11 protein-coding genes are annotated in these 13088 nt (G+C 63.7%); 9 read left to right on the top strand and 2 right to left on the bottom strand.

From position 1 onward, the window contains the following. Positions 1-54 precede the first annotated feature (54 nt). Complete coding sequence (locus tag WFH44_RS17870; RefSeq protein WP_336715486.1) at positions 55-888, top strand: HpcH/HpaI aldolase family protein; 834 nt, start codon at positions 55-57, stop codon at positions 886-888. A 159-nt stretch (positions 889-1047) separates the two neighbouring features. Here the strand turns inward: WFH44_RS17870 and WFH44_RS17875 are convergent, their stop codons facing one another. Then, a complete protein-coding gene (locus WFH44_RS17875) occupies positions 1048-2454 on the bottom strand; it encodes a hypothetical protein (protein ID WP_336715488.1) in 1407 nt (468 codons plus the stop codon). A gap of 510 nt (positions 2455-2964) precedes the next feature. After that, on the bottom strand, positions 2965-3660 hold the full coding sequence (locus tag WFH44_RS17880) for a GntR family transcriptional regulator (RefSeq protein WP_336715490.1): 696 nt from the start codon (positions 3658-3660) through the stop codon (positions 2965-2967). A gap of 199 nt (positions 3661-3859) precedes the next feature. Here WFH44_RS17880 and WFH44_RS17885 point away from each other — a divergent pair, with 199 nt between their 5' ends. The 8 genes from WFH44_RS17885 (at position 3860) to WFH44_RS21470 (ending at position 13085) form a co-directional block, all read left to right on the top strand. After that, a complete protein-coding gene (locus tag WFH44_RS17885; protein ID WP_336715491.1) occupies positions 3860-4999 on the top strand; it encodes an FAD-dependent oxidoreductase in 1140 nt (379 codons plus the stop codon). Positions 5000-6041: 1042 nt separating this feature from the next. Beyond that, a complete protein-coding gene (locus tag WFH44_RS17890; protein ID WP_336715493.1) occupies positions 6042-7403 on the top strand; it encodes a sodium/glutamate symporter in 1362 nt (453 codons plus the stop codon). 341 nt (positions 7404-7744) lie between these two features. After that, positions 7745-8980: a pyridoxal phosphate-dependent aminotransferase gene (locus WFH44_RS17895; RefSeq protein WP_336715495.1), complete on the top strand. Its 1236-nt coding sequence runs from the start codon at positions 7745-7747 to the stop codon at positions 8978-8980. Positions 8981-9008: 28 nt separating this feature from the next. After that, positions 9009-9437 carry a RidA family protein gene (locus tag WFH44_RS17900; RefSeq protein ID WP_336715497.1) on the top strand — a complete coding sequence of 143 codons (429 nt, stop codon included), beginning with the start codon at positions 9009-9011 and terminating at the stop codon, positions 9435-9437. Positions 9438-9728: 291 nt separating this feature from the next. Beyond that, positions 9729-10715, top strand: a complete 987-nt coding sequence (locus WFH44_RS17905) for a 2-hydroxyacid dehydrogenase (RefSeq protein WP_336715498.1) — start codon at positions 9729-9731, stop codon at positions 10713-10715. Positions 10716-10819: 104 nt separating this feature from the next. Continuing rightward, positions 10820-12037 carry a formaldehyde dehydrogenase, glutathione-independent gene (gene fdhA, locus WFH44_RS17910; protein ID WP_336715500.1) on the top strand — a complete coding sequence of 406 codons (1218 nt, stop codon included), beginning with the start codon at positions 10820-10822 and terminating at the stop codon, positions 12035-12037. 71 nt (positions 12038-12108) lie between these two features. Continuing rightward, complete coding sequence (locus tag WFH44_RS17915) at positions 12109-12510, top strand: GlcG/HbpS family heme-binding protein (RefSeq protein WP_336715501.1); 402 nt, start codon at positions 12109-12111, stop codon at positions 12508-12510. A gap of 146 nt (positions 12511-12656) precedes the next feature. Next, a complete protein-coding gene (locus WFH44_RS21470) occupies positions 12657-13085 on the top strand; it encodes a hypothetical protein (RefSeq protein ID WP_442892933.1) in 429 nt (142 codons plus the stop codon). The last annotated feature ends 3 nt before the right edge of the window (positions 13086-13088 follow it).

Consider the following 13088-nt stretch of genomic DNA (forward strand, 5'->3'; position numbering starts at 1 on the left):
GACCCGAGGCGAACGACCGTACAAGCGACCCTGAAACAAACTAGGAGCACTAAAATGTCAACGTTCAAGCGCAACAAGCTGAAGCAGCAACTCAAGTCAGGAAACCCGGCCCTCGGCGTAGAATTCATGTCGGAAAGCCACAAGTTCATCGAAGTCGTAGGATGGTCCGGCTTTGACTATATCCAATTCGACATGGAGCACACTCCCTACGGATTTGCTGACATCGAAGCATTCGTCCGTACCGCCGACGGCGTCGGCCTAACCTCGCTGGTGCGTGTCGCGAAGGTAACTCCCCCCGATATTCGACGAGCACTGGAAACCGGCGCACAAGGAATCATCCTGCCCCAGGTCAAAAATGCTGACGAGATTAACGACGCCATCGAGGCGATGCACTACGCCCCGCGCGGAAGCCGGGGAATGTGCCCGATCACACGGGCCGCCCGCTACTCGGAGGCAGCCTGGCAGGACTACCTGCAATGGGTCGAGCAGGAACTGATCGTCATCCCCCTCATCGAAAATCAGTCAGCCCTGGACAACATCGACGAGATCTGCGAAGTGCCCGGCGTCGATGCGCTGTTCGTCGGGGCAGGAGACCTGGGCCAAAGTCTTGGCGTCGGAGCAATCGGCCTGCAAAGCCCTATTGTGCAGGAAGCAGTCGAACGCGTCGCTGATGCAGCCCGCCGGTACGATATCCCCCTATTTGCGATGCCCGCCATGCACGAAAACCCGTTCGAGTCGGTCGAAGCTCTCCTCGGTCGGGGCGCCCGGCTCATTACTTTCGATGCTGACATCCTAATGTTTAGCCGTGCCTGCCAATGGGCTGTGGAAGGATCCCGTGAAGTGTTTCATAGGAATGCCATGAGCAGCACAATGCCATCAACGGTGTAGCCCCACGCACTCGCCAAGAGTCCTTGATCGGTTCAGGGCGCCCACAAAGGCCTTAGGGCGTTCACCTTTGTGCTTCGAATGCCCGACTCACCTGCCGACTCCCAACGGGAGTCGGCAGGCAAAACTGCCGACACATGCCCCGTTATCGGCGTCGGTGGTTCAGCCCCAGATGAGTCTCACCGAGCGCGAAGAGCTCGCTGTTGCGTACCCGTATTTCGTGCCGGTCGCGCGTACAGTGAGCGTCGTTCTCCGATCCGCTTTCTGGATCTTGTAGGAGGACTTGGTGGCGCCCTTGATGGGCTTGCCGTTCCGGTACCACTGGTAGCTGACTTTCGTCCCGGTGGTCCAGGAACCTCCACCTTCCGCACGGACAACCTTGACCGTATGCCCCGTCTCGTGCCTGCCGGAGGTGTCGATGCGCTGGACGGACAATGTCCTGAGGCTCGGGCGCACGATAGTCGAGGATACTGACCTCGTGGTGTGGCCGGGTTTCCGGCCCGTGACGGTGACTCCGATCCGTTTTTTGTGATCGGCGGGGACCGGGGCATAGCTGGCCCTGGTGGCGCCCTTGATGGGCTTTCCGTCGCGGGTCCATTGGTAGCTCAGGAACGCTCCCTTCGTCCAGGTTCCGGCATCGGCGTTCAGCTTGACGCCGATGTATGGGTACATGTCGTTCTTCGCCGCGGACCGGATGGCTGGGCGCGGCGCGGTAAGAGTCGCGGCTGCAACGATCCGCTCAGGGCTGTCCTGAAGGATGGGGGTCTGCTTGTAATACGCGGAATCGGTGCTGGTGGTGACCCGGAATCGCAGTTTCTTACCGACATCTGCCGGCTGCGGGGTGAAAGAGTTGTTCGTGGCGCCAGGGACCGCGTTCCCGTTGAGGAACCACTGGACCGAGGTGGTGACTGTGCCTACGGGCACCCACTGGTCGCTGCCATGCAGGTGCCCTGCAGCGACCGCCTTGCCGACGGCCGGGGCAGCGAGGGTTGGAGCGGGCGGAGCCAGGACGCCGAGGCCGATGGTGGATGAGAACGCAGTGCGGTGGCGACGGGTCCCGTCGGGGAACACGGTGGTCGAAAACACCGTCACGTAGCGGCCGAGGTCGAGTTCGCTGACCCGGTAGCTGGATCCGGGAAAGTGATACTTGCTGGTCCATATGAATGTCGTGACGGCGCCTGCGCCGGCGTTGATGGAGGCGGTGAGCGTGGATCCCACCCCGGGGTAACCGCCGATGGCAGGGCGGGCATCGATGGGATGCGCGGGGTCGTGGAGGGTGATGCGGTCCAGGTCATAGGTGATGCCGTTGCCGTTCCTGTCGGAAACCCATATCTGGTGTCCTGAGTACTCGCCGTACGGTGCATCCGAGGCGATGTACTTGAATGTCTTGGTCCAGGTGCCGTCCCTGTTCAGCACGGGAAGGTCGTTGGAGTTCAGTAAGGTGGCTGGAAGACCGCCGATAGGCACCGAGGATGAGAACGAGCCAATCCAAGTCGTTTCCTCCGTGACGGTGACGACGATCGAGTACTGCTCACCGGGAACGACCTTGGCAGGGGCGGTGTAAGACACGATTTCTGGCGGAGTGTCGTCACCGTTCAGTGCGTTCGCCGAAGGTACGACGCCAGTCGCCAAGGCAAGAGCGGCCGCTGCGGCCATAAGAGTGCGCAGTATTTTCTTCAATTGTTCCCCCGGTGAGTGATGCTGCTGATCGGATACTACTCGAGGCACCCGGTTCCTCCGCCCGAAAACTCTCCCAGACGCTACATGAACGGCGGACACCGCTACCCGCTCCATCTTCACGGAGATGGCCCCAGCCGTATGCGCGGTTATTCGCGAGTTTCCTCCACGGTTCTAGAGGACAGAGGAAGCGTCACTGCCTGCCTGAGGGGCACCCGCGGAGGAAAAACTGTCGGAGCGATAGAACGACTCTCCGCATTTCTCGTCGTAAGCGCCGTTATCGGCGTTCGTTGGCACCGCTGTAGACCGGAACAGTCAGAGGTGTAGTGGTCTGCGGCAGCCTGCCGCCTGGGAGACGCGCTTGCCGGTCTCCTGGTTTTCCTCTGCTTCCCGGAGAGAAGTCTACGAGCTGGTGGTCGGCGAGTCCTTCATGGCACTGGATAGCCGTTCGTAGGCGCTGAGCAGATGGTTATCCGTAAGCTTTACCACTCGCTCCGGATCCCGTGACATGAGGGCCTCGAGCAGGGAGTGGTGCTCCTCGATGGCGTTGGACTTCGAGGATACGGCGGCCTTGTTCCTGGTGATCAGGAAGAACGTCACCTGGGAGCGGATCTCCGTCCATGCCTTGTACAGCCGGCCGTGTCGGGAGGCCCGGTAGATGACATCGTGGAAAGCAGTGTCGAGATGGCTCAGCTGGATAGGATCGCCCTCGTTGAGCTCGGTTTCCATCCTGGTGAGTATGTCCCGCATTTCGGCGAAGTCTTCCTCCGTGGCGTGCCGCGCGGCCCGCTCCGCGGCCAGGAGCTCCAGTGAGCGGCGCAGGCTGTAGATCTCCTCGATGTCCTTTTCATCCAGGACGACCACGCGGGCGCGCCGGCGCGGTTCGGACACGACCAGGCCCTCGCGCTCCAGGGCGCTAATGGCATCGCGAATCGGACCGCGGCTAACTTTGAAGAGCGATGCCAGCTCCGTCTCCGGCAGGGTGTCGCCGGGGGCGACCTCGCCGCTGAGGATCAGGTTGCGGAACTGCTTGAGCACATGCGTGCCCAACGGCTCGAAGGGGACGACGCCGACCTGAACTGAGGGAGTGATGGACATGGGTCCATTATGCACCCTGTTAAGTGTTGACAGATAGTATTAGAAATAAATCTGGTTACAAAAAACTGTTGACAGTTTTTCCTCCTGTTTCCATGATGGTATTCACGGCCAACTTGCTTCCCCTCTAGTGGGCGGAGCAAGCAGAGCCGGTTCAGGATCTCCGGGTCCGCCATCACACAAGGCCGAGGGGCTGAAGCAGATGTACGACGTCATTGTCATTGGAGCGGGCCTGACGGGGGCCGCAGCGGCCTGGTCCCTGAGCCAGCGGGGCCGCTCGGTGCTCGTGCTGGAGGCCAACGATCTCAACCACAACCAAGGCAGCTCACACGGCACCAGCCGGATCTTCCGCAGGTCGATCTCCTCACCGAAGTATGCCGCGCTGGCTGAACGGGCGCAGTACCTGTGGCGGAAGGTTGAATCCCAGTCCGGTCAGGAATTGCTGACCATCACCGGCTCGCTCGATTTCGGGGAGGTGCGCAACCCCTCCGCGCTCTTTGCGGCGGCCACTGCCAACGGTGTCGCCTGCGAGCTTCTCACGGCCGAGGCTGCGCAGGAACGGTGGCCGAATTTTCGCTTCACCACGGACGTGATGTTTCACGCCGACGCGGGCACCCTCAATCCGGAGGCAGCGATCCGCGCCCTGTTGGAGGTGGCTACCGCACAGTATGGGGCGGAACTGCTTACCAACACACGGGTGGTCGGCATCGAGGAGCTGCCCGGAAGGGTGCAGGTCCGCACCGTTGGGCGGACCTACTCCACACGTTCGGTTGTCGTGGCGGCCGGTCCCTGGCTTCCGGAGCTGCTGCCTCATCTCTTTCCGGAGGTGGGGCCCGTCCAGGTCTCTGTCCACGAACAGAACGTGTTCCACTTCCCCCAGCTGCGCGCCGAGGATCGATGGCCCGTGTTCGTCTACAAGGGCCATGCGCAGTTCTTCGCGCTGCCGTCCGGAGCCGACGGGGGGCCGTCGCCCGCCATCAAGATCGGCCGCCACGATCCGGGCAGGGAGGTTACACCTGCGCATCGCGACGGGGTGCCGACTGCGGAAAACCGGGAACTGATCTCGGAATTTGTTCGCGAGCACCTGCCGGGCCTGGAATCCGAGCCGGTCGCCGAGGACACGGGCCTCTACACAATCACCCGAAATGACGATTTCATCATGGACCGCATCGGTCGCATCACCGTGGCTTCACCATGCTCCGGTCAGGGGGCGAAGTTCATGCCGGCGGTGGGTGAACTCCTGGCGGACATTGTCTTGGAGAACGCGCCTATCGACGAGGACTTCGCCCTGATGTCCCACCTGCAGGCACGGTCCGGCCCGGCAACTGTGCCCATCGGTTAACGTCGCGGAGGAGCCGAAGACCTAGCCTGCCCACCACCACACGTCGGCCGCGGTCCGCGGCCGTTGGTGTATCCGGAGCGTTCGATTCCTGCCGTCGCCCGGGCAGGCGCGGCTGCCTTTCGAACGGCCGTGATTTGCTCTGAACCGGCAGTATGGCCAGTCATAGCCGGGGATCTTGTCCACACTCAGGCGGGACAAAAGCCGGAAAGATGGTTCAACACCGCCCGTTTCGACTGTATCGGCCACTCCTCCCCGTCCGCCGGGTCCTGGCCGATCGGACGCATCAAAGCCGCCGGGACCAGCTCGCCACAGCAACGATGATTACCTGGAACCTGTGGCCGCTCAATCATGTCTAATAGGTCTTGTCAGGCGTCCAATCGAAGACGTGCACCCATCTCGCGATCGCTCCTAATGCGCTGCCGCCGATTACGGCGCCATCTCTATGATCAGCGGGTTTGCCGCGTATCCGGGACGTGCGGGACCGCAGAACAAACGGCTTGGTCCAGGCGGTCATCAAACGGAAACGGCTGCCGATTGTTGATGTCCAGGCTGCCCCGAATGTTGCCGGCCTCACTCGAGCAGCAGCACGCCCGGACGCCTGGACATCTTTGTAACTTGATGGGGAGCGGGCGGCGCGACGGGCCCGGGAGGAGTAACCCATTTCGGGTCAGCTCCGGCCCACTAACACCTTGATCAATGGCAGCACCCATCGACGGCAGACAGAAAAATTGTTGCCAGAAAACTGTTTACAGTTATCTGCTTACTGTGACATGCTTCATAGAAATTCCCGCACAGCAGTGCGGCAGCCCTGAAAGCAGGAAGCACATGACGGCCACACGGTCCCAAGCGAAGGCCGCAGCCCGGAGAAGTACCGCGATGATCTTGCGGGCCATCCCGCTTCGGCGCCGGCGCGGGCCGGAGTCCATCACACAGGCCGCCCCGGGCGGGCGTTCGCATTCCTGCACGGGACCAATGTCTTTCCCCCAGTTCTGACCGCGGCTTCCTGGCCTACCTGAAACACTGACCTCTGCTTGGAGGAGTTATGAATTACACCCCGTGGGACCTCGTCCTGGACGCCGGTTTCCTGAGTGCTCTCCTGATTGTCGGCATCCTGCTGCGAGCCAGGTTCAAAATGGTCCAGGCGATGATGTTGCCTGCCAGCATCATCGCCGGCGGGCTCGGCCTGGCCCTGGGCCCGCATGCCCTCAACGTCATCCCCTTCTCCGACCAGTTCGGTTCCTACGCCGGCATCATCAATGGCGTGGTCTTCGCCTCCCTGCCCTTCGCCGGCTCCTTCTCCTTCCGGGGGAAGCTGCACGGCGCCCGCAAGATGTGGGCCTACTCCGTATCCACCTATGTTCTGCAATGGGGACTGGGCCTGCTGTTCGCCATCATCATCCTGGGGCAGTTCTTCGACCTGCCCGACGGTTTCGGCCTGCTCCTGGCGGCCGGATTCGTCGGGGGTTTCGGCACCGCCGCCGCCGTCGGCAGCTCGATGGAGGCAGCGGGGTGGGCCGACGCATCCACCCTGGGGTTCACCTCCGCCACCATCGGCGTTCTGGTCGGCGTGGTAGGTGGTCTGGCTTTGGCCCGGTGGGGCGTGAAGAAGGGCCACGCGAAGTTGGCGACTTCCCTGGCCGAGATTCCGCAGGACATGCGGACGGGCCTGGTGCCTGTCGTCTCCAAGCGGGAGCCCATCGGCCACGGCACTACGTCTGAGGGCACTGTTGATCCCCTGACCCTGCACATCGGCATCGTCGCCGTCGTCACCGCAGCCGGCTACGGGGTCGGACTGGGCATCGAGGCCCTGTGGGGCGTGAAGGTTCCGCTGTTCGCCACCGCGTTCCTGACAGGCATGGCCATGCGGCTGCTCCTGGACCTGACGCCGGCCAGGAAGTACGTGGACGGGACCACCGTCAAGAGCATCTCCGGCACCGCCACGGACCTTCTGGTGGCCGTGGGCATCGCCTCCATCGTCCCGAGCATTGTGATGTCCTACGCGCTGCCGCTGGCCCTGCTGCTCGCCTTCGGCGTGGTTTACTGCGTGCTCATCTTCCGTTTCCTGACCCCGAGGATCTTCAAGGACGGATGGCTCGAGCGCGGGCTGTTTACCTGGGGCTGGGCCACCGGCGCCGTGGCAACAGGCCTGGCCCTGCTGAAGGTCGTCGACCCCAAGTCAAAGAGCGGCACCATCGAGGAATTCGGGATCGCCTATGTCGGCTTCAGCCCGGTCGAGATCCTCATGGCCATCGTGGCTCCCTTCGCCATCATTGCAGGGCTGTCCGGGCAGTTCATTGTTGCCACCATCGTCCTCGGCATCGGCCTGATCTTCGTGGCACTCATGGGCGGCGGCAGGGCGGACGCCGGCAACCGGGCCAACTCCTTCTCCAACGTGGCCCCGTAGATCCATCCCGGCCGCTGCAGGCGGCCATCTGAAGATCCCGTGCTGCCCCTGGGTTTGCGTCTTCCTGAGGCAAACCCAGGATCGGCACGAATCTTCGTCTCCCGCTTGCCTCTCACTGCGCCCGTTCCCTCTCCCAGGGCCGGTGCCGGCCCGCCCTGCATTCCCGGGATCGCCATTGCGCAGGCAGCGGAGATCCCCTCTGGGCCGTCGCCCGACGCGCGCCCCAGCAGAGGAAGGAAAGCGGGCGGTTGCCGCGTAAAACGTGCGGCAGCAGGCTTCATTTTGTTTACAGGATTCAGTAAACTGTTAACTGTTATCGGATTTCGAACCAAGGAGAGCACATGCCGACCGTTATCTCGAGTGTTGCCGAGCGATTCGCCAGGCTCGGTATCGACGCTGCACCAGGCCAGGAGAGCGCGGCCCGGGCCGACATTCAGCGGCTGGAAGGCCTCCGCCGCGGCGATGACCTGGCGGGCGTTCCAGTGGATTTCTCCCACGGGGACGTTAATGCTTTCGCTCCCATTCCCTCCGCCATCGAGCACTTCAATGCCGGCGTCACCGAAGGCGCGCATCAGGCCTACACGACGTACAAAGGACGGGCGGAAATCCTGAACGAGCTGGCCGGAAAGCTCGGTGAATTCACGGGCACCCCGGTCGACCCGGCCTCCGAACTGATCATCACCCCCGGCACTCAGGGCGCACTGTTCCTGGCCGTGGCCTCCTGCATCGACTTCGGCGGCCGGGTCGCCATTGTGGACCCGGACTACTTCGCGAACCGCAAGATCGTTGAATTCTTCGATGCAACCCCGGTTTATGTCACCCTGAACTACCAGGACACCTCCCGGTCGGCGGCACTCGACCTGACCGGGCTCGAAGCCGCTTTCGCCGACGGGGTGAAGCTCTTCCTGTTCTCCAACCCGAACAATCCCACCGGCGTGGTTTACACACAGTCGGACATCGCCTCGATCGCAGAACTGGCCAACCGCTACGAGGCCACGGTCATCGTCGACCAGCTCTACTCCCGGCTGCTCTTCACCGGCACCGAGTACACCCACCTGCGGTCCACCGGTATCGACCCGAACCGGGTAATCACCACCCTCGGCCCCTCAAAAACCGAGTCGCTCAGCGGTTACCGCCTCGGCGCCGCCTTCGGCGCGCCGGAACTCATCCAGCGCATGGAGCGGTTGCAGGCGATCGTGTCCCTGCGGGCAGCCGGCTATAACCAGGCCGCCCTCAATTCCTGGTTCTCCGAGCCCGAGGGCTGGATGCAGGATCGGACCGCGGCCCACCAGAGGATCCGAGACGGTCTGGTCACCGCCTTCACGGCTGCCGGCATGCACGTGCGCACCACCGAGGCCGGCAGCTACGTCTACCCCCAGCTCCCCGAGCTGGAAATCCCGGTGAGCGACTTCGTCACCCTGCTCCGGCTCCAGGCCGGCGTCATCGTCACTCCCGGTACGGAGTTCACCCCGAACGAGGACCGCCGCGTACGGCTGAACTTCTCCCAGGAGCCGGAAGCGGCCCTGGCCGCAGGCCAACGCATCATCAAGCTCGCGCAGCGCTATGCCGCGAAGTGAACCAAACGAAGAACCGGAGGCCGGCAAAATGACCAGCACCCCCGCACCCCGCCCGCAGGGCCGCTACCAGGCGGCCGCACGCCACCGGGAGATCGCCATCTCCGCCGGCATGACCCCGCGCGAGGACGGGGTCCTCGCCGGAACCGGGGCAATCACCGCGGACCTGACGGATGCGCAGGTGCAGCGGCTCTTCGAGATCGCCTGCGGCAATGCCCTGGCGGCCATCAACGGCGTGTGCAGTCCGGACGAGCACATCGAATCCGTCCTGCAAATGGTGGTCTACGTGAAGTACGAGCATCACGGGCGTTCACTGCCCGCCGTCGCGGACTTCGGAGTCCGCGCCCTGGAAACGATGCTGCAAACGCCATTCACCGGCGTGCGCACCACGGTCGGCGTGGAATCCCTTCCGGGCGATGCACCCTTGGAGGTCCAGGTGACCGCCGTCGTCGCACCCTGACGATCGACCGGGACAAGGCCAGGCAGGCACCCGTCCTCCGGAGCCTGTCGCTGTCCCGGGATTACGTGCGCCCGCCGGCCGGCCCGGTCCCGCGGGGCAGCGGACGGAACTGGTTCACCGGCCCCCGCTATGCCTATCGATCAAGTCTCGAGGACCGGCCAGAGAACCGGCGCCGGGGATACCTCCGCGCTCCGGCCGGAACACCCGACCTCCGCCGCTGCCCGCTCACCCAGGCGCAGGGCGTCGACCTTGTTCAACAACAACAACTCCCGCCTCATGACAGGAAAACCTTTGGTCCTCCGCGTTCTCGTCCCTTCAGCCCGCCTCGCCGATGCCATCCGCAGCGCACAGGTTGAACCCATTGTCTGGCACATCAATGACGACCCCCACGAAGCACCTCCAGCCGACGTCCTGGTCACAGAACGGCCCAGGGAACATTCCCACCGTGTCCGCGTCGCCCGCATCCCCGACCTGCAACATGTCCATCTGCTGTCTATCGGCTATGAGTGGGTACTCGAGCACCTGCCGCCTCACGTCACCCTCAGCAACTCGCGCGGCGCAGTGGAAGACGCCGCAGCCGAGCACGCCGTCGCGCTCATTCTCGCGGCGCTACGCAACCTGTCCTGCGCGGCAGAGCAACAGCACCGACACGAATGGAAACCGCTCTGGACCACCTCGCTACACGGTTCGGTCGTACTCGTCCTCGGACATGGCGGGGTAGGCCAGGAGGTCATCGCCCGCCTGAAGCCCTTCCGGCCCGCGGCCATCATCCCCGTGGCCGGCCGCGCACGAACCACGGACACCGGCACCCGCATCCACGGGCCGGAGGAGTTGCCCGCCCTGCTGCCCCAGGCCGACATTGTCGTCGTGACGCTTCCCCACGAGCCCTCGACCGAACGGCTTATAGACCCGGCCTTCCTCGCGCGGATGCGGGACGGAGCCCTGCTGGTGAACATCGGACGCGGTCGCGTCGTCGATACGGATGCGCTCCTTAACGAGCTGCGCTCCGGCCGGCTGCAGGCTGCCCTCGACGTCACAGACCCCGAACCGCTGCCGTCCGACCACCCGCTCTGGGACACGCCCGGATGCCTCATCACCCCGCACATGGGCGGCAACACCGATCAATTCGTCCGGCTCGCCACAGACCTCACCATCGAACAGCTGCACCGGCTAGCTTCAGGCCAACCGCCGCTGCATCTCATCCCAACAGGGGAGGGGACTCCAAACAAGGGACCTAAGCGCGTCACTCCGGAATACCCCGTCGCTTCCCTCCCATAACCGCACCATACGGACGGGGGCGCCCGAGCACCTCACACCCGTCCAACGCCTAAGCCCTATACGGACACGTCCAAGCACCCGGACCCCAACGAGAGAAGAGCCCATTGGCAGGAAACCGAGCAGTCGCCTATAAAGCCCCCGGCAGGGTCGAAGTCATCGACACCGACTACCCCGCTTTCGAGCTCAAGGACGCGCCGGGCATCAACCCGGCGAACATCGGCCGCAAAGTGCCGCACGGGGTGATCCTGCGGACCGTGACCACGAACATCTGCGGCTCGGACCAGCACATGGTCCGCGGCCGCACCACCGCACCGACGGACCTGGTGCTCGGCCACGAAATCACCGGCGAAGTCGTCGAGACCGGACCGGACGTCGAATTCATCAAGGTCGGCGATATCGTCTCGGTCCCGTTCAACATCTCCTGCGGCCGCTGCCGCAACTGCAAGGAGCGCAAGACCGGCATCTGCCTGAACGTCAACCCGGACCGCCCGGGCAGCGCGTACGGGTACGTCGATATGGGCGGCTGGGTCGGCGGCCAGGCCGAGTACGTCATGGTCCCCTACGCGGACTGGAACCTGCTGAAGTTCCCGGACCGGGATCAGGCGCTGGAAAAGATCATGGACCTGACCATGCTTTCCGACATTCTGCCCACCGGCTTCCATGGCGCCGTCACCGCCGGCGTGGGCGTCGGCTCCACGGTCTACATCGCCGGCGCCGGTCCCGTAGGACTCGCCGCCGCAGCCGGCGCTCAGTTGCTGGGTGCCGCCGTCGTTATTGTCGGGGACCTCAACGAACAGCGGCTGGCCCAGGCCCGCAGCTTCGGCTGCGAAACGGTGGACGTCTCCCAAGGCGACCCCCGCGACCAGATCGAGCAGCTGCTCGGCGTGCCGGAGGTGGACTGCGGCATCGACGCCGTCGGCTTCGAAGCCCGCGGCCACGGCAAGGACGCCACGCACGAAGCTCCGGCCACCGTGCTGAACTCGTTGATGGACATCACCGCCGCCGGCGGCGCCCTGGGCATCCCGGGACTCTACGTCACCGGCGACCCCGGCGGCATCGACGAGGCCGCGAAGAAGGGCGCCCTCTCCCTGAGCCTGGGCACCGGCTGGGCCAAGTCCCTCTCCTTCACCACCGGCCAATGCCCCGTCATGAAGTACAACCGGCAGCTGATGATGGCCATCCTGCACGACCGCATCCAGATCGCCAAGGCCGTCAACGCCAAGGCCATCCCGCTCGAGGACGCACCCAAGGGCTATGCAGAGTTCGACGCCGGCTCCGCCACCAAGTACGTCCTGAACCCCAACGGCTACATCAAACCCTGAGCATTCCCCATCGTGGCCGCGCCAAATAGCGTGCCACAGCAAGAAGATCGAACCAACCCACAGGAGAAACCATGACATCGCCCACCCTCACCGAAGCCCGGGCCATCATCGCCGCAGCTGAAAAGCATGCATCCGACATCGGCCAGCCGATGAACATTGCCGTCGTGGACGCAGGCGGAAATCTCGTCTCCCACGCCCGCATGGACGGGGCCTGGATCGGCAGCATCGACATCTCCATCAACAAGGCCTTCACTTCCCGCGCCTTCGACATCCAGACAAAGGACCTTGGAGACAACTCACAGCCCGGAAATCAGTTCTACGGAATCCACGCAAGTAATCAGGGCCGCATCATGATTTTCGCCGGAGGCATCCCGCTGACCCGCGACGGCAACGTCGTCGGCGCCATCGGTGTCAGCGGCGGATCCGGCGACCAGGACCATGCTGTCGCCGAAGCCGGAGCAGCGGCGTTCTAAGCCCAGGCAGAACGCTAAGGGTTTCGGCTATTCGCCAGGCCGAAACCCTTAGCGGGTCTTCATATCCCGGCTGCTCCACGCAGCCCGAATGCAGTTGCTCGCAACGACCCGACCTCCAGCTCACACTCGGCTCCGAAGGATCACGAATGTCCGAGACACCAGCGCAACCATCAAACGTCGGCAGCGTGACCGGCAGCAGCCGGGACAATCGCGGTATGGCGGACGTTCTGAAGGGCGGCGTCACCATGGACGCCATCACTCCCGACCAGGCGCACATCAACAAGGCGACCTCCGAAACAGCAGTAGTCGTTGTGTCCGGCGAGACCAGTGACGGGTCCCGCTGCCCGTCACTGCCCTGGAAAACCTTCTTCCGAGGTCAAACCGTCAGCATTATCGAAAATGGCCGGCCTCTCGGCATGGGCACAATCGATGCAACTACCGCAGACGGGACTCTCCTATGGATCCAGTTGCACGGGGTGGAAGGCCGCAGGCTGTTCCACAAGGACGATCAAGTGCACATACAGCTCTCAAGTCATGACTCCGAGACAACCATCGACTCGCCTCGAATAATGTGAGGA

Origin of the sequence: Arthrobacter sp. USHLN218 (assembly GCF_037144715.1) — a bacterium.
Taxonomy (GTDB): domain Bacteria; phylum Actinomycetota; class Actinomycetes; order Actinomycetales; family Micrococcaceae; genus Crystallibacter.